The organism is Paraburkholderia sp., assembly GCF_036488795.1.
Classification (GTDB): Bacteria; Pseudomonadota; Gammaproteobacteria; order Burkholderiales; family Burkholderiaceae; genus Paraburkholderia.
Genome location: NZ_DASXHA010000102.1, coordinates 1 through 15,981 on the forward strand (window position 1 = coordinate 1; position 15,981 = coordinate 15,981).

Annotated in this window: 16 protein-coding genes and 1 pseudogene; 10 read left to right on the forward strand and 7 right to left on the reverse strand. The window is 64.0% G+C overall.

What is annotated here, in order from left to right; translation table 11 throughout:
• The 3 genes and pseudogenes from VGH41_RS14315 to VGH41_RS14325 form a co-directional block, all read left to right on the forward strand.
• Positions 1-166, forward strand: a pseudogene (locus VGH41_RS14315) (hopanoid biosynthesis associated radical SAM protein HpnJ); the annotation flags it as partial.
• Positions 167-218: 52 nt separating this feature from the next.
• Positions 219-1,454, forward strand: a complete 1,236-nt coding sequence (hpnI, locus tag VGH41_RS14320; protein ID WP_414696655.1) for a bacteriohopanetetrol glucosamine biosynthesis glycosyltransferase HpnI — start codon at positions 219-221, stop codon at positions 1,452-1,454.
• A gap of 134 nt (positions 1,455-1,588) precedes the next feature.
• Complete coding sequence (locus VGH41_RS14325) at positions 1,589-2,623, forward strand: lysylphosphatidylglycerol synthase domain-containing protein (protein ID WP_331598111.1); 1,035 nt, start codon at positions 1,589-1,591, stop codon at positions 2,621-2,623.
• An 18-nt stretch (positions 2,624-2,641) separates the two neighbouring features.
• Here VGH41_RS14325 and VGH41_RS14330 read toward each other — a convergent pair whose 3' ends face one another.
• Complete coding sequence (locus VGH41_RS14330) at positions 2,642-3,586, reverse strand: AEC family transporter (RefSeq protein WP_331598112.1); 945 nt, start codon at positions 3,584-3,586, stop codon at positions 2,642-2,644.
• 105 nt (positions 3,587-3,691) lie between these two features.
• Between VGH41_RS14330 and VGH41_RS14335 the strand changes: the two genes are divergently transcribed.
• Positions 3,692-4,558: a LysR family transcriptional regulator gene (locus tag VGH41_RS14335; RefSeq protein WP_331598113.1), complete on the forward strand. Its 867-nt coding sequence runs from the start codon at positions 3,692-3,694 to the stop codon at positions 4,556-4,558.
• A 46-nt stretch (positions 4,559-4,604) separates the two neighbouring features.
• Here VGH41_RS14335 and VGH41_RS14340 read toward each other — a convergent pair whose 3' ends face one another.
• Complete coding sequence (locus VGH41_RS14340) at positions 4,605-5,255, reverse strand: VC0807 family protein (protein ID WP_331598114.1); 651 nt, start codon at positions 5,253-5,255, stop codon at positions 4,605-4,607.
• A gap of 172 nt (positions 5,256-5,427) precedes the next feature.
• On the opposite strand from VGH41_RS14340, the gene VGH41_RS14345 reads away from it, so the two are divergent.
• Positions 5,428-5,973, forward strand: a complete 546-nt coding sequence (locus tag VGH41_RS14345; protein ID WP_331598115.1) for a GNAT family N-acetyltransferase — start codon at positions 5,428-5,430, stop codon at positions 5,971-5,973.
• Between the two features lie 72 nt (positions 5,974-6,045).
• Here the strand turns inward: VGH41_RS14345 and VGH41_RS14350 are convergent, their stop codons facing one another.
• Positions 6,046-6,786, reverse strand: coding sequence for a GNAT family protein (locus tag VGH41_RS14350; RefSeq protein WP_331598116.1), 741 nt, complete (start codon positions 6,784-6,786; stop codon positions 6,046-6,048).
• A 140-nt stretch (positions 6,787-6,926) separates the two neighbouring features.
• Here VGH41_RS14350 and VGH41_RS14355 point away from each other — a divergent pair, with 140 nt between their 5' ends.
• Both VGH41_RS14355 and VGH41_RS14360 read left to right on the forward strand, forming a co-directional pair.
• Complete coding sequence (locus VGH41_RS14355) at positions 6,927-8,408, forward strand: PLP-dependent aminotransferase family protein (protein ID WP_331598117.1); 1,482 nt, start codon at positions 6,927-6,929, stop codon at positions 8,406-8,408.
• Positions 8,409-8,656: 248 nt separating this feature from the next.
• Positions 8,657-8,986, forward strand: coding sequence for a hypothetical protein (locus VGH41_RS14360; RefSeq protein ID WP_331598220.1), 330 nt, complete (start codon positions 8,657-8,659; stop codon positions 8,984-8,986).
• Positions 8,987-9,184: 198 nt separating this feature from the next.
• Here VGH41_RS14360 and VGH41_RS14365 read toward each other — a convergent pair whose 3' ends face one another.
• Positions 9,185-9,901 carry a winged helix-turn-helix domain-containing protein gene (locus VGH41_RS14365; RefSeq protein WP_331598118.1) on the reverse strand — a complete coding sequence of 239 codons (717 nt, stop codon included), beginning with the start codon at positions 9,899-9,901 and terminating at the stop codon, positions 9,185-9,187.
• Positions 9,902-10,099: 198 nt separating this feature from the next.
• Between VGH41_RS14365 and VGH41_RS14370 the strand changes: the two genes are divergently transcribed.
• Positions 10,100-10,720 (forward strand): flavin reductase family protein, encoded by a 621-nt coding sequence (locus tag VGH41_RS14370; protein WP_331598119.1) that lies wholly within the window; start codon positions 10,100-10,102, stop codon positions 10,718-10,720.
• 235 nt (positions 10,721-10,955) lie between these two features.
• Positions 10,956-12,176, forward strand: coding sequence for a threonine--tRNA ligase (gene thrS, locus VGH41_RS14375; protein ID WP_331598120.1), 1,221 nt, complete (start codon positions 10,956-10,958; stop codon positions 12,174-12,176).
• 56 nt (positions 12,177-12,232) lie between these two features.
• On the opposite strand, the gene VGH41_RS14380 is transcribed toward thrS, so the two are convergent.
• From VGH41_RS14380 to VGH41_RS14390, 3 genes are all read right to left on the reverse strand, one after another.
• On the reverse strand, positions 12,233-13,066 hold the full coding sequence (locus VGH41_RS14380; protein WP_331598121.1) for an AraC family transcriptional regulator: 834 nt from the start codon (positions 13,064-13,066) through the stop codon (positions 12,233-12,235).
• A gap of 122 nt (positions 13,067-13,188) precedes the next feature.
• Positions 13,189-14,685, reverse strand: coding sequence for an MFS transporter (locus tag VGH41_RS14385; protein WP_331598122.1), 1,497 nt, complete (start codon positions 14,683-14,685; stop codon positions 13,189-13,191).
• Between the two features lie 34 nt (positions 14,686-14,719).
• On the reverse strand, positions 14,720-15,142 hold the full coding sequence (locus VGH41_RS14390) for a VOC family protein (protein WP_331598123.1): 423 nt from the start codon (positions 15,140-15,142) through the stop codon (positions 14,720-14,722).
• Between the two features lie 134 nt (positions 15,143-15,276).
• On the opposite strand from VGH41_RS14390, the gene VGH41_RS14395 reads away from it, so the two are divergent.
• Entirely contained in the window at positions 15,277-15,945 is a 669-nt protein-coding gene (locus VGH41_RS14395) for a winged helix-turn-helix transcriptional regulator (RefSeq protein WP_331598124.1), read from the forward strand.
• Positions 15,946-15,981: the final 36 nt, after the last annotated feature.

Below are 15,981 nucleotides of genomic sequence, written 5' to 3' on the forward strand. Positions count from 1 at the left end.
CGAAGAGATTTATCACCACGTCGAGAGCTTTTACAAGCGCTTCTATTTCCGGCCGTCGAAGATCTGGGAAATCGTGCGCGAGATGCTGATGAGCTGGGACATGATGAAGCGGCGTCTGCGCGAAGGCGTGGAGTTCTTCCGGTTCCTGCGCGCGCACGAAGCGTGATGGACGTGAAAACCGCGTGGCGTTTCTACCGTAACGCTCGGGCGGGCCAGCTATGAAACGCCTAGCATGGCTTGCCTGCCTGATTATTCTGGCACTCGTGGTCGGGCTGATCGAGCTGGAAGGTCTTTTGCCCGCCGCACATCTGATTTTCATCTCGCTCGCGGTGTTGTGCGGCACGAGCGCTGCGCTCGGCATCGCCTACACCTTGTTGGCCGGCATGCTGGTGCGGCGCTTCTTCGCGCGCACCGCGTCGGAGCCGACCAGCTTTCCCGCTGTCACCATTGTCAAGCCGCTGCACGGCGCCGAATGGACCTTGCTCAGCAATCTTTCGAGTTTCTGCCAGCAGGCCTATCCCGCGCCGGTGCAATTCCTGTTCGGCGTGCACGATTCGGAAGATCCGGCGCTGCGCACCGTCGAGCAGTTGCGTCTGCTGCATCCCGAGGCGCACATCACGGTGGTGGCCGATGCAAGTCTCTACGGCCCCAACCGCAAGATGAGCAACATCCTCAACATGCTGCCCGAAGCGCAGCATGACGTGCTGGTGTTCGCGGACAGCGACGTAAGCGTCGGCCCGGATTATCTGCGCAACGTGATCGGCGAATTGCAGAAGCCCGGCGTGGGACTCGTGACCTGCCTGTATCGCGGCGAGCCTGATCCGGGTTTCTGGCCGCGGCTTTCCGCGAAGGCGACCAACTATCAGTTTCTCCCCGGCGTGGTGACGGGACTGGCACTCGGCATGGCGCGTCCGTGCTTCGGGCAGACCATTGCGATGCGGCGCGAGACGCTGGAGAAGATCGGCGGCTTCGCGCAGTTCGTGCATCATCTGGCTGAGGATCATGCGATCGGCGAAGCTGTGCGGATGATCGGCGAGAAGGTGGTCATTCCTCCCTTCACCGTGTCGCACGCGTGCGTCGAAACGAGTGCGACCAAACTGGTCGCTCACGAGTTGCGCTGGAGCCGGACCATTCGCACCATCGACCCGGTCGGCCACCTCGGCTCGGCGCTCATCCATCCGCTGGCGTTTGCGCTGCTGGCGCTGGCGTTTTCAGGCGGCGCGCTGTGGGCGTGGGCGTTTGCGGGTGTGGCGCTGCTCGCGCGTCTCGCCCTGAAAATGCAGTCGGATCATGCGTTGCGGCAACCGCATCGCGATCTCTGGCTGCTGCCCTTCTGGGACATCGTGTCGTTTTCGATCTTCGTGGCGAGCTTTTTCTCCACGCGCGTGATCTGGCGAGGCTTCAGCTTCAAGGTAGATGGCGACGGCTTGCTGTCGCCGGTTCAGGACGAGTAACAGGTCATGCAGGTTTTCTTCGAAGGCTGCGCGGGTCCGCATCAGTGGATCCGGCAACAGCGCAGCACGCTCGCGTTTTTCCGTTGGGTCACGACGTTTGATATGAGCCACCATCAGCACTCCGCGGTGGCGGCATGAAGCATCTGGGACGTATCGCCGCGCTGCTGGGTCTCGTGGCCTCGCTGTGGCTGGTGTTTCGCGACAATCCGGGCGCGGTCCTGGGTCTCATGCGCGCAGCGGGTGCCGGGCTGGTGCTGGCCGGCCTGGTTCATGTATTGCCCATGCTGGCCAACGCGCGTGACTGGCAAACGCTGATCCGCGGCGCGAACCGGCCGAGTCTGCTCGGCATGCTGCATATCGTGTGGATCCGCGAATCGGTGAACAGCATGCTGCCGGTGGCGCGCATCGGCGGCGAGGTCGTGTCGTTTCGGCTGATGCGGCGCGGCGGTCTGCGCGGCTCGACAGCGGCGGCCAGCCTAGTGGCCGATATGCAACTCACGCTGATCAGTCAGCTGATGTTCACCATGGTCGGCATCGGCTTTCTGTTTGCCCATGCGCAATCCGGCACGCTGCGGCTCGCGGCGGATCTGGCGTGGGGCATCGTCGCGCTGACGCCGCTGCTGGTGCTGTTTTCGCTCGTGCAGCATGCCAGCCCCTTCGAGCGCCTCACGCGCATGCTCAATCACGCGACCAGCGGCAAGCTCGCGGCGCTCGTTGGACAGTCCGCGCAGATCGATCGGTCGATCAAACTGATCTGGCGCCGCCGCGGCGTGGTGCTGCGCTATCTGTTCTTCTGGCAGACGGTGCAATGCGTGGCGACCGCGCTCGAAATCTGGCTCGCGCTGTATTTCCTCGGCGCGCAGGTGAGCTTCACGGAAGCCGTGGTGATCGAGTCGCTGATTCAGGCGGTAAGCAGCGCGGCGTTTTTTGTGCCGGGCGGCCTGGGCGTGCAGGAGGGCGGTTTTATCCTGATCGGCGGCGCACTGGGTCTCGAGCCGTCCACGTGTCTCGCGCTCGCGGGTGCACGGCGGATTCGCGATCTGCTGATCTTCGTGCCGGGCCTGTTCGCGTGGCAGCTTGCCGAGTCCGCAGGCAAGACGCGCGGTCGCCTGGTGGGCGCGCTGTCGCCGGCCACCGCCGCAAGTGGCGCAAACGCGGACAAATCCTGAGCGCTACCTCTTTGCGGCTTACGCGCCGTGCCCCCTGTACAGCAACAGCAGCGACAGCGTCACGAGCGAGCCGAGCGTGGACAGCAGAATGGTTCGTGACGTGATGTGCGCTTCGCGCCGGTAGAACTCCGCGAGCATGTAGGGTCCGGTGCCGGTGGGCAACGCGGCCAGCACCACGGCCATTTCGACGAGCATGGGCGACAAGGCGAACACGCGCGCCGCGAGCCACCAGGTCAGCGCAGGTTGCAGCAGCAGCTTGGTGCCGGTGAGCAACAGGGACGTGCCCGTCCCCGTCGCCGCTCCCGAACGCTTCTCCGCAAGAAACAGCCCCAGGCTGACGAGCGCGCAGGGGCTCGCCGCGCCGCTCAGCAGCTTCAGAAAGGTTTCCGCACTCTGCGGCAGCGTGACGTGCGCGCTGGCGACCAGCACGCCGACAATCGGCGACACGATCAACGGATTGCGCGCCAGCGAGCGCAAGACCTTCAGCGCCAGCCGATGCGGCGCACGCTCGCTCTGCAGACCGATTTCAATCAGCACGATGGCGATGGCGAACTGCACACACGCGACGAGGATGGTGGCGATGGTGGTGGGCGTCAGGCTCACCGGCCCGAACGCGATCAGGCACAGCGGAAAGCCGATGTAACCGGTGTTCGGATAGGACCCGGCGATTGCGTCGACGCTGGCATCGGCGAGCGGGCGGCCGCTCAGGAGCCGCACCGCCAGAATCAGCACGAAAATGCCTGCGCAGGAAAGCGAGAAGGTGGCGACGAAGGCCGGTTGATAGAGCTGATGCCAGGTGGCGTGGGCCATCGTATCGAACAGCAGCGCGGGCAGTGCGAGCCACACGACGAAACGGTTCAGCTCCGAGGCGGCCGTCGGGCCCAGCACGCCGCGCCGGCGGCATACGAAGCCCGCCAATATCAGGCCGAAAACGGGGAGCAGAATCTCGAGGGTGGATAACATGGGTGAAGCGCGTGTACGGCGTGGAGAGACGATCCGCCAGAGTAGTGGGTCGCGTTGATACAATCAAATACCGTTTTGGGCCTTCGACAATACCTTTTTTGCATCGTGATCGATATCAAGCCGCTGCGCTACTTCGTGACGCTGGCCGAGACCCGCCACTTTGGCCGGGCCGCGGCACGGCTCAATCTCTCGCAACCGCCGCTCAGCCGTCAGCTGGCCGCGCTGGAAGCCAGCCTCGGCGTGACGCTGATCGAGCGCAGTCCGCGCAGCGTCACGCTGACGGCCGCCGGCGAGCGCTTTTATGTGGACGCGAGAGCGATTCTCAGCGCGCTCGATCAGGCGGCTCGCAATGCGCGCGCTGCCGCAGACGGCGACGCGGGTACGCTTTCCATCGGTTTCACGATGTGCGCGGCGTATAGCGTGGTGCCGGGCTATGCGCGCACGTTCGGCTCCGCGTATCCCGAGGTGGCGCTGAATCTGCGCGAAGTGGTGTCGAACGATCTGGCCGCGCAAGTGCTGGCCGGGCAGATCGATGCGGCCATCATGTTTCCATGCATGCCTAACAAGAGCCTCGCGACCCGCACGATCGTCAGCGAACCGTTGTGCGTGGCGCTTTCGCGTAGCCATCCGCGGGCGCGCGCGCGGCAGCTGAAGATCGCGCAACTGGCGGGCGAGCCGTTCGTGCTGGCGTCAGAGGAAGTCGCGCCGACCTTGCGCGCGGCGATTCTGGAGCATTGCCGCTCAGGCGGTTTCGAGCCGGATATCCGCTTTGAAGTGCAATTGCAGCAGACGGTGCTGAGCCTCGTCGATGAAGGCGTGGGCGTCGCGCTCGTGCCCGCCTCGATGCGCAAGGCGCAGCTTGCCGGCGTCGTGTTCAGACCGTTGGCGGATGCGCCGATGATCGAGCAGGTGCTGGTGTGGTCGCCGGTGAATCGCAATCCGTGTCTCGCGCGCTTTCTGGATCTGGCGTGAGCGGGGCGGTGGCGTGGATGCGGCCGGGTCCCTCGGGTGCAGCGGCTTACTGTGCGGTCGTGTCCGCCTGGGCGCTTGCCTCCCGCTCGGCCTCCTTGCGGATTTCGATTCGGCGCCAGATGGTCCAGAGCATCAAGCCGGCGTACACCCCGTAGCGCAAAGCGTGCGAAGCGAAAGCGGCTTGCGGGTCGTCTTCGCCGCGCCACACGATAAACAGGCGTAAGGCGTTTTCTACCGTCAGGCCGATGCCCCAGACCAGGGTCAGCATGCGGATGGCTGCGCCGAGCGCAGGACGTTGGCGCCAGTCCTGTTCAAACGCGCGGGCGCTCTCGATACTTTCGCGGGCCATGGTAGAGCGTGCGAGATAAAACACCAGCGGACGCGGCAATGCAAGCGAAACGAGGAAAGCCACGCCGATCATGCCGGATACCAGAGGCAGTTCCAGCGCCCGCGCCTGAACGTCGCCGCCGAACGACACGACGGTGAGTGAAAGGGCGACGCCGACCAGAACCATGGCGCTCAACGCGTCGAAATGCCGGTAGCGTGTGAAGTCCCAGACAATCCAGACGACGAGCGGCACCGCGGAGGCGATCAGCCCGCCCGCCAGCCCCCAGTGCGGCTGCGCGAAATGATAGGTGAGCCACGGCAGCATCAGGTTGATGCACACGGCGAACAGGTATCTGGAACGGAGCTTCATGGGGTGCCTTGGGTCTCTTGCGAGCCGTATTCCGGACGGTGTGGTGCGAGAGAAGCTTAACTTGCCCTAAAGACTTCCAACTGATGCTAGATAGTACTGCGCGGCCCGACTGCCGCCCGTCAAAATCTGCGATCATCCCAGGCACCCGCCCAACCCATTTTCCGACTTCATCATGTCCGCTGATCTCACCACGCAAATCGACACTGACCGCCTGATCATGCGTCCTCATGTCCGTGCGGATTTCGACGAGAGTTACGCGATGTGGTCCGATCCGGAGGTCATCCGTTACATCGGCGGCCAGCCGTTTACGCGTGAGGAGGTCTGGGCGCGACTGCTGCGCTACGTCGGACACTGGACGCTGCTGGGTTTCGGCTATTGGGTGGTGCGAGAGAAGGAGAGCGGCCTGTTTGTCGGCGAAGTGGGCTTTGCGGATTTCCAGCGGCAGATGGAACCCTCGCTCGACGGCACGCCCGAGGCCGGTTGGGCGTTGAGCCCCGCCGCACACGGTCGCGGCTATGCAACCGAGGCCGTGCGCGCCGCATTGCGCTGGGCCGACGCGCAGTGGCCCGGCGCCGACACCGCGTGCATGATCGCGCCGGACAACGAGCCGTCGCTGCGGGTGGCGCGCAAGTGCGGTTACGTAGAGTGGGTTCACTCGTCCTACAAGGGCAAGCCGACCATCCAGTTTCGCCGGGCGGCCGGGGCGGTTGCGGACTGAACCACGGTCTGATCGGCGATCTGCCACATGATCTGAAGCATCAGGCAGGAACGCCTCGGCGTTCAGCAAGCCTCAACCGGCCGTCGCCTGTTGCTGTTGCCGCGCAATCAGCTCGGCGAGCCGCTCGATCTGCTGACCTTGCGCATCGAAGTTGCGCTCATCCAGCCATTGCGCGAAGCCTGTGCGCAGCGCCGGATACTCACTGTCGATAACCGAGAACCACGCGGTATCCCGGTTGCGTCCGCGATACACAATGGCCTGACGAAAGATGCCTTCGAACCTGAAGCCATACCGCAGTGCCGCCGCGCGCGACGGCCCGTTCAACGAATCGCACTTCCATTCGAAGCGGCGATAACCCAGCTCTTCGAACACATATTTCATCAGCAGCGCCATGGCCTCGCTGGCAATCCGCGTTCGCTTCAGACGCGGCGAATAGGTGACGTGACCGACTTCGATCACGCCATTGGCCGGGTCGATGCGCATCAACGCGAGCGTGCCGATTGCCTTGCCGGTGGCCTGATCGATCACCGCGTGATGCATGGGATCGGCCAGTGCCGCCGCCTTCGTCAGATGTTCGCGATACGCATCGAGACTGGTGAACGGTCCGACCGCCAGATAGGTCCAGTCGCGGCCATCGACGGCCTCGCGGTAGGCTTCGTAGAGCGCTTCGACATCCCGTTCGACATTCACGCGTTCGATCCTGCAATAGCGGCCGACGAGCGGCTCACGTCCCGGCACCCTGGCGCCTTTCCAGTCCGGCACGGGTTCGCCGATCGGCTGCATGAATTCGTTGAGTCGCGCTTGCGCTTTCATCTGGTTTCCTTCGTGTCTTGCGCCGGCCCTGGTGGCCGAGGCGCGGCGCCATGGTTGAGCTGGCCATCTACCAGGACGATACGGCAAACGTGGTATGTTAAAAAGATCCACGACCAGTGCATTTGATGGATCCAGTCATCATGATCGAAATTATCGGGCCACTGGCTCACGACGCCGTCACGTCAGCCGGCAAGCCTTTGTCGCTGCAGCGGCAATTGATAGAACGTCTGCAGCAGGCCATTCTGGGCGGGCGTCTGCCAGCGGGTGCGTGGCTGCCGTCGTCGCGGCTGCTGGCGGCGGAACTGGGGGTGTCGCGCAACACGGTGGTGATCGCGTATGACCATCTGGTGGCCGAGGGCTACGTGCTGGCCGATCGCAAGGGCACGCGCGTGACGTCGCTGTCGAGTCCTGCGGCCCACGCCGACGCGCAACAGGAAGCGGCGGCATCCGAGGTCGCCTACGCAGCGCGCCTCGAACCGTTCGCGGCGATCCGGCCGCAACGGGAGGGTGCGTCGCTGCTGATGCCCGGCACGCCGGCCCTCGATCGCTTTCCGCTGGCCGCGTGGCGGCGCTCGCTCGAACGCGCGATGGAGCACGCGCTGCCTCACGCGCTCGGCTATGGCCCGGCAGCGGGCGAACCGGCCTTGCGCGATGCGATTGCCGCGCATTTGCGGATTGCGCGTGGCGTGCGTTGCGACGGCTCGCAAGTGGTGATCACTGAAGGCGCGCAGGAATCGCTGAACCTGTGCGTGCGGCTGCTCACCAATCCCGGGGACATTGCATGGGTCGAAGAGCCGGGTTATCGCGGCGCGAAAGCGTCCTTCAACCTGGGCGATCTGAAAACCGTGCCGATGCGCGTGGATCCGGAAGGCATCGCTGTGCCGCCGGACGCGTGGCGCGTCAATCCACCGAAGCTGATCTATACGTCGCCTGCGCATCAATATCCGACGGGCGCTGTGCTCTCCGTCGCGCGGCGGCTGGAGTTGATTGCGCAGGCGAGGCGCGCGGGCGCCTGGTTGATCGAGGATGACTACGACGGCGAGTTTCGCCACACCGGCGAGCCGATCGCCAGCATGCAGGGGCTGGTGGCGGATGCGCCGGTTCTGTATGTCGGCTCGTTCAGCAAAACGATGTTTCCGGCCTTGCGCATCGGTTTCGTCGTGCTGCCGCGCAGCATGGCGGCGCACACGCGCGTCGCGCTGCAGGAGATGCTGCGCGGGGGGCATCGGCTGGACCAGCTGGCGCTCGCACACTTTATCGAGGCAGGCGAATTCGGCCGTCATCTCGGGCGGATGCGGCGTCTGTATCGTGAGCGTCAGCAGGCGTTGCGCGAGGCGCTGGGTGTGCACTTCGCCCCGGCGCAGATTCTCGGCGGCCACTGCGGCATGCATCTCACGCTGCGGCTGCCACGCCATATCGCGGATCGCGCGCTGGTCGAGCGCGCCGAAGCGCAGCGGCTCGCACCACGCGCGCTGTCCAGTTTTGCCTTGCAACCCTCCGATGAAGACAACGGCCTCGTGATCGGCTACGGCAATACGCCAGCTGAGCAGATTGCGGCGGCAGTGAGCCAACTGGCGGACATGGCGCGCGAGCTTGCCGCACAGCGCAAAAGCAAGCGGTAGACAAGCGGTAGAGGCGCGGCGTATGCAGCATGGTGCACGTCGGAATGTCTCGCGCTGTGTAAGTTTTACGCCTGCGGATACGAGCGACAGCGGTGCGTTACCCGATACCCGTCTGGCCGCCGATGCTACGCGCCGCGGCCTCTTAACAGCGGCGCGGCTTCATGCGATATTGATCCCGCTCGACGCGCATGTCGGGCATGAAGAATGCCTTATGTTTATCCGTGACGATCTATCGATCAAAAGAGGACATGATGGAAATTCAACCGACCGCGTGGTTTCCGCTGGACCGCTATACGCCCGTTCGTGACGGCTGGTATGAGGTTCAACTGGTGAGCGGTGATACAGCGTTTGCGAAGTTCGGCGCGAGTGAGTGGAGCGAGAAGCCGCTGCTGGTGTTTACGCACTGGCGCGGGCTATCCGCCGATCCGGCCCGCTCCGGCGAGGCCGAGAGCTTTAGCGCGGAAGCGACCGCAGCCGAAGGCGTGAGAGCCGCGTGGAATGCGTTTTTTCCGGGCTTGGGGGACGAGCAGCACAAGCCGCTTGACCCGGCGCACACCGAGCAAACCGAGAAGAGTTAGTCTGCCTTCCGTGTGACCGGCACTCCCGGCAGTGTGTGGCCCGCGTGATTTTATTTTGGTTACCTGAGGTAGGCGAGACACACCCCGTAGGCCGCGGTGTTGACTGCATGAAGGACGATAGGGGCGGCGCGCCCCTTCGTTCGTTGCGCGAGCCATCCGGCGCGGGAGGCGAGGCCCGGGTCATGACTGGTCGGCTTATCACGCAGCCAGCACAAGCTCTCCCAGTCTCCCCTCAATCCCAAGTTGCTCCTTCATCCACGCCCAGCCTTGCGGCGTGACCTGCACCGCGCGCGTCGCTTTCTCGCGGCGCAGCCAGCCGCTGGTGCACAGCAGGTTCATCCATTGCACACCCAGCGGCCCCGCCAGATGATGCTGACGCTCCGACCAGTCCAGGCACTGGCGCGCGAGCCCACGCCGGGTGGCTTGCAGTTCGGGCACGTTCAGTCCCATGCGGCCGAACCATGCGATGCCATCCGGTGTGACCTCGAACTGCTTGTCCTTCGTTGCGACGATCACACCGCGCTGCTCCAGCGCCTGCGTCATCGCCACACCGAGCTGTCCGGCCAGGTGGTCGTAGCAGCAACGCGCAAAGCGCAGCTTTTGCGCTTCGGCGCCGAGCGGTTTCGTGCGCGGGCGCTCGACCGGCGTGATCGAGGCAAGATTCTCGATCACATGCGCGACGTGCGAATTGCTCAGCCGGTAATAGCGGTGCCGTCCTTCCGCCTCCACCGCGACGAGGCCGCCGGCCAGCAGTTTCGCCAGATGCGTGCTGGCCGTTTGCGCGGTGATGCCGGCCGCATAGGCCAGTTCGCCGGCGGGCAGCGCGCGTCCCTCGATGAGCGCCATCAACATGGTGGCGCGGGCCGGATCGGCAATCAGGAACGCGGTGGACGCGATATTCGGTTGAGCACACATGATCGACCTCCTGCGATGTGCCTATCATAGGCGCTCGTGCGGGCCGCATGCTTCGATGCGTATCGAAGCGTGGCGATCATCCATGCCGCCGCCTGGCTAGAATACGCTGCAACGTGGGCGCGGCTTCGAAGACGCGCGACACGACGTGACACGACGTGACACACGAAGCGATACCCGCTCCAAACGATCAAGGAATGTATGAAAGGCACCCGACAAGCCGTGGAATTGCCGCGCGCGACGCAGTTACTGAATCATGGCCCGGTCACCATCGTCACCAGCGCGCATGAAGGGCGCACGAATGTGATGGCCGCGTCGTGGGCGATGCCGCTGGATTTCAATCCGCCCAAAGTCGTGGTGGTGGTCGACAGCCGCACGCTCACGCGCAAGCTGATCGAGGCAAGCGGCGTCTTCGGCCTGCAATTGCCGAGCCGGGGCTTCGCGCGGCAGACGCTCGCGGTGGGCTCGACGCCGGGCACGGACCTGGACAAGTTTGCAGCGTTCGGTCTGGAAACATTTCCGGGGCAGAAAATCGCTGTGCCGATGCTGGCCGGCTGTATCACGTGGATGGAATGCAAGGTGATTCCGGACGATAGTCAGCGCCACGATCTGATCATCGGCGAGGTGGTTGCGGCCTACGCGGATAGCCGTGTCTATTCGAACAACCGCTGGCACTTCGGCGACGATCCGGAGCAACGCACCTGTCACTACGTGGCCGGCGGATCGTTTTTTGCCACGGGCGAGGCCTTCGAAGTCGAGCCGGCGGAGGCGGGCGGCGGCCAGCAGGGACGTCACCCGTTGAATGCCGTCGAAAGCCGTTGATTGACGCAGCGCCACAAAATCGATTACTGTCGATCCATGGACCTCTATTCGATCTCCTTCGCGGCTGTCACCACCACGACGACCACCTTCACAGGCGGGTCGTCTGGAGGTTGCGCGCGCTAAGGCCAGTCAAGCAGGAAGCCGCAGCAAGCCCCCAAGGGCCCCGCCGGAGACGGACGGGGCCCTTGGCGTTTACGCCCCCTCGTCGATGGCATACATCAACTGGAGCGTTACCGTGGACGATTTCGATCATCGCGTTTTGGGCAACAGGCTCGATCTTTTTCATCAGCAAGAGGAAGGCCCCGGCATGGTCTTCTGGCATCCGCGCGGCTGGGAGCTGTACCGCGTGCTGGAAGACTACATTCGCGCTCGAATGCGGCGCGCGGGCTTTCGTGAGATCCGCACGCCGCAGCTTCTGGCGCGCTCGCTGTGGGAGCGCAGCGGACATTGGGAGAAATTCGGCGCCCACATGTATTCGTTATCCGAATCACACGATGCAGATGATGCGGCCGAGGCACACGCGCTGTGTCTGAAACCGATGAGCTGTCCGGGTCATGTGCAGGTTTTCAGTCAACGCGTGCGCTCGTATCGCGAACTGCCGGTGCGGTATAGCGAGTTCGGCGCGTGTCATCGTAATGAGCCGTCGGGTTCGCTAGAGGGCCTCAAACGCACGCGTGCGTTCGTGCAGGACGATGCTCATGTGTTCTGCATGGAAGCGCAGATAGAACACGAAGTGGCGCGCTTCTGCGATCTGTTGCGCGCAGTCTATGCCGAGCTCGGCTTCCCGGCGTTTTCAGTGGCGCTCGCCACGCGCCCGGAGGTGCGCGCAGGTAGCGACGAAGTGTGGGATCGCGCGGAGGCCGCTTTGGCGAAAGCCGCCGTCGCAGCCGGTTTGCAATTTGAAGTGCTCGAAGGCGAGGGTGCATTCTATGGTCCGAAGCTGGAGTTCCATCTGACGGATCAGCGCGCGCGCAGCTGGCAATGCGGCACGATTCAACTCGATTTCGTGTTGCCCGAACGGCTCGATGCGCAGTTCGTCAACGAGCGCAACGAGCGCGAGCGGCCGGTGATGATTCATCATGCGGTGCTGGGCAGCGTGGAGCGCTTCATCGCGATGCTGCTCGAGCATCATGGAGGATGGCTGCCGTTGTGGCTCGCCCCCGAGCAGGTCGTGGTGGCGACGCTCAACGACGCCAGCGCCGCGTATGGTGAGAAGGTGGTACAGGCGCTGGAAGATGCTGGCATTCGCGTGGCGTTCGACGAGCGGCCCGAGCGGCTGGAAAAGAAAATCGTCGATGCCCGAGAAAAGCAGGTGCCGATGTTCGTGGCAGTCGGTCCGCGTGATGAGCGCGATCAGACGATGAGTATTCGCGAGAGGCACGGGCAGCAGGCGGTCGTCGCACTGGCTGAAGGGGTTGCACGCTTGCGTCGCGCGGGTCTTGGCCCGGCGTCGTAACAAAGGCGAGGGAAAGGGGATGCCATTCCCTCGCCCCGCCCTTCGTGTACCGCATCTCAAGCCTTGAGCGGCAACCAGATTTCTACGCCGCCCATTCCCGTCAGCGGATCGAATTGTTCGCTGTAGCGCTCGAAGTGCGGCGCGTCCGCTGGCGTATGTCCCGACCCCGGCAGCCAGGCGTTCCAGACGGTATTCCACGTGCGCCGGATCGACGAAATGTGCTCGCGATGCGTGAACACCGCATAGCGCTGTGCCGGCAAGCGTATGTGGCTCAGTGCGGCGGGCAGGTTTGAGAAGTCGCTGACTTCGGCGCCGCACAGGTAGTCGAAGTTGCCGGTGTCGTCCGCGTTGTAGCAGACCCCATAGGCGACCCGGCCAATCTGGCCGGGCACCTTGCCGAAGTACTCGTTAAAGCGCTGCCATTGCGCCGGAATGCCCATGCTGGCTTCGCAGTTGTAACGCTCGTTCAGTCCTGCGATGAGCAAGGGCCTGCCGTCCTCGAAACGAGGCGGCGCCAGATTGGCGAGAATCGATTCATCCATTTTGATGGGCTCCACGATGGCAATGTTGTCCAGATGACCCTGCGCGCGCAACGCCTCAGGCGTAAGCCCGAACTGCTCGCGAAACGCGCGCGTGAATGCCTCGTGAGAGCCGTAACCTGATTCGACGGCGATTGCCAGAATATCCGGCGCGCCGCCGGCAAGACGCCGGGCCGCCTCGGTCAAACGACGCGCGCGCACATAGCGCATCACCGGACGACCGGTTGCCGCTTCGAAGGCACGCGACAAGTGGTAGCGCGAAACGCAACCACACTGGGCGATCTCGTCGAGCGTCAACTCGCCCGCAATATAGCTTTCGATAAACCAGAGCGCCTTTCCGACGGGATTCATGCCAGCTCTCATGTCAGCATGAAACCAGCTTAGCGAACCATGCTGAGGTTCATTTGATCGGGATTGCGCATTTGCGGTTCGCGACGGTTCGTGGTGGGTTCGTGACGGGTTTCGTGTGCCGGTTACAGATTCTCGGTCACGGCCCGGTCGTTGCTATGCGGACGGTTTGCGGCGGGTGCGTCGCCGTGTGCGGAGGGGGCGGCGTGCGCGGCGTTTTGCTTGCCCGCGCGCAGCAGCAACGCTCCTAGCAGCGCGGCCAGTGCGGCAAACACAGCGCCGGTCAGAAACGCGACGTGATAGCCGCTATTGAGCGCAGCCGGCATACCTTGAGAGAGCTCCACTTCACTCGTACGCGCCGCGGCGAGACTCGCCAGTACCGCGAGCCCGACCGCGCCGCCCATCATGAACGACGTATTGACGATGCCGGACGCGAGACCGGAGTCGCTCTGTTCGACGTCGCTCATCGCGGCCAGCAAGACCGGATTGAACGCGATGCCCGCGCCCAGGCCGAGCAGGGTCATGCCGGGCAACACGTCCAGCATGAAGCCGCCGTTCACCGGTGCTCTCGCGAACAAAGCGAGCCCGATGGCCGCGAGCAACAGCCCGACGCCAAGCGGCGCGCGCAGACCGAAGCGCATCACGAGGCGCGCGGACAGGCCGAGCGAGAAGAACGCCATGATCAGATTGGCCGGCAGGAACGCGAGCCCAACCTGCATGGGCTTGTAGCCGAGCACACGCTGCAGGTAGAGAGCCGAGATGAAGAACCACGCGAACATGGCTGCTGCCCACAGCACGCCGACGACATTGGCCACCGCCACGTTGCGCAGCCTGAACAGAGCCAGCGGCATCAGCGGATGCTGTACGTGTGCCTCGATGCGCAGAAACAGCACCAGTAGCGCGAGCGCGGCGAACAGCATGCCCAACGTATGCACCGAGGTCCATCCGGCCTCATTGCCGTTGACGATGGCGTACACCGCGAGCATCAACGAAGCGGTGACCGTGGCGGCCCCTGCGACGTCGAGCCGTTCGCCGTGCGCGTGGCCGCGTCCGGCGGGCAGGAGCGCGACGCACATCGCATAGACCGCGATGCCGATAGGCAGATTGACCAGAAAGATCCAGTGCCAGCTCAGGATATTCGTGAGCAGGCCGCCCAGCAGCACGCCGATGCTGCCGCCGCCCGCGCAGACAAAGCCGTACACACCCATGGCTTTCGCGCGCTCGCCGGGCTCGGTGAACAGGTTCATGATCAACGACAGGGAGACGGCCGACACGACGGCGCCGCCCAGGCCCTGCACGGCGCGCGCGCACACCAGCAGCACTTGCGAGTTGGCCATGCCGCAGGCGAGCGACGCGAGCGTGAAGAGCGTGATGCCGCCGAGAAACAGCTTGCGATGGCCGTACAGATCGCCCAGCCGGCCGCCGAGCAGCAAACAGCCGCCGAACGTGAGCAGATACGCATTCACGACCCACACGAGCGAGGTCTCGGAGAAGCCGAGGTCTGCCGCAATGGACGGCAGCGCGACGTTCACGATGGTCGAGTCGAGCACGATCATCAGGACGCCGAGACACAGGACGATCAGGGCTAGCCAGCGTTTGCGCTGGTCGATGTTATGGGTCATGCAGTGCGTCTCCTTTGCAACGGTTCGAGGTGGTTCAGTGGTGGAGCATTGCGCCGTTGATGAGCCACGGCGTGCCGAACCGGTCGGTCAACATGCCGAATGCTTCGGCCCAGAACGTCTTTTCTATCGGCATGTGGATCGTGCCCCCTTCCGCGAGCGTGTCGAACATGCTCAACGCCTCGGCGGCGCTCGGATACATCAGCGTGAGCGAGATGCCGTGCATGCCGCTGTACGGCTGGCCCACCATCGCGTCGGACGCCATGATGAGGCGGCCGCCGTCGAGCGCCAGCCGGGCATGCATGATGCGGTTCTCGCTGCCGGGAGGCGACTGGTCGCGCATTGGCGATTCGCCCACGGTCATCATCATTTCGATCTTGCCGCCGAACGTGCGTTCGTAAAAGCGCATGGCCTCGGCGCAGTTGCCGTCGAAGGTCAGGTAAGGATCAAGCTGAAGCATAGCAACTCCTTGAGCGAAAAAGACAAAAACGGGAATCTCACTCTATCACCTGATAGTCCTAAAAGACAACTGAAAATTCCTGATTGGGAACTTTCCGATATACTTAAACGAAATGGTTAATCACAGGCAGTGTCATGGCAACGCGAAGCTATAACGACGGGTGTGCCGGCGGGCATGCGCTCGATCTGGTGGGCGAGCGGTGGGCCTTGCTGGTGGTACGCGAGCTGCTGCTCGGTCCGAAGCGCTTTACCGACTTGCGGGCGGGACTACCGGCAATCAGCCCGAACGTGCTGACGCAGCGGCTGGACGAACTCGAACAGGCGGCGGTGCTGCGCCGGCGTCAACTGCCGCCGCCGGCGGCCGCGTGGGTCTATGAATTGACGGAATGGGGCTATGAGCTGGAACCGGTCATCATGGCGCTCGGACGCTGGGGCGCGCGTTCACCGTCGCTGCCGCGCGGCAATCCGCTCAGCATCGATTCGTTGATCCTGTCTTTTCGCACGATGTTCGATGCGCAAGCGGCCGCCGGTCTGAATCTGCGTCTGGAATTGCGACTGGGCGCGTATCGCTTCGATGCGAAGGTTGCCAACGGCGAGTTTGAAATCGCGCGGGGTAATGCGGCGGAGCCGAACGCGGTGATCGAAAGTGATCCGGACACGCTGGCGGCGCTTGCCTACGACGGTCGCAAGCTCGACGAGGCAGTGCGTTCGCGGGACTTGACCATAGAAGGCGACAAGGCGTCAGTCAAACGCTTCCTGACGTTGTTCAAGCTGCCGGAGCCTGCCCCCGGCGTCGAAAACTGAAGACCTGGGGCGGTGCGGACGGCCCCGGTTTAAACA

Coding starts and splice junctions, on each gene's coding strand:
- VGH41_RS14350 (WP_331598116.1), bottom strand. CDS start 6,786: ATGAAAGCGCAAGCGCGACTCAACGAATTCATGCAGCCGATCGGCGAA.
- hpnI (WP_414696655.1), top strand. CDS start 219: ATGAAACGCCTAGCATGGCTTGCCTGCCTGATTATTCTGGCACTCGTG.
- VGH41_RS14355 (WP_331598117.1), top strand. CDS start 6,927: ATGATCGAAATTATCGGGCCACTGGCTCACGACGCCGTCACGTCAGCC.
- VGH41_RS14390 (WP_331598123.1), bottom strand. CDS start 15,142: ATGCTTCAGCTTGATCCTTACCTGACCTTCGACGGCAACTGCGCCGAG.
- VGH41_RS14340 (WP_331598114.1), bottom strand. CDS start 5,255: ATGAAGCTCCGTTCCAGATACCTGTTCGCCGTGTGCATCAACCTGATG.
- VGH41_RS14380 (WP_331598121.1), bottom strand. CDS start 13,066: ATGAATCCCGTCGGAAAGGCGCTCTGGTTTATCGAAAGCTATATTGCG.
- VGH41_RS14330 (WP_331598112.1), bottom strand. CDS start 3,586: ATGTTATCCACCCTCGAGATTCTGCTCCCCGTTTTCGGCCTGATATTG.
- VGH41_RS14360 (WP_331598220.1), top strand. CDS start 8,657: ATGATGGAAATTCAACCGACCGCGTGGTTTCCGCTGGACCGCTATACG.
- VGH41_RS14325 (WP_331598111.1), top strand. CDS start 1,589: ATGAAGCATCTGGGACGTATCGCCGCGCTGCTGGGTCTCGTGGCCTCG.
- VGH41_RS14385 (WP_331598122.1), bottom strand. CDS start 14,685: ATGACCCATAACATCGACCAGCGCAAACGCTGGCTAGCCCTGATCGTC.
- VGH41_RS14370 (WP_331598119.1), top strand. CDS start 10,100: ATGAAAGGCACCCGACAAGCCGTGGAATTGCCGCGCGCGACGCAGTTA.
- VGH41_RS14345 (WP_331598115.1), top strand. CDS start 5,428: ATGTCCGCTGATCTCACCACGCAAATCGACACTGACCGCCTGATCATG.
- VGH41_RS14365 (WP_331598118.1), bottom strand. CDS start 9,901: ATGTGTGCTCAACCGAATATCGCGTCCACCGCGTTCCTGATTGCCGAT.
- VGH41_RS14395 (WP_331598124.1), top strand. CDS start 15,277: ATGGCAACGCGAAGCTATAACGACGGGTGTGCCGGCGGGCATGCGCTC.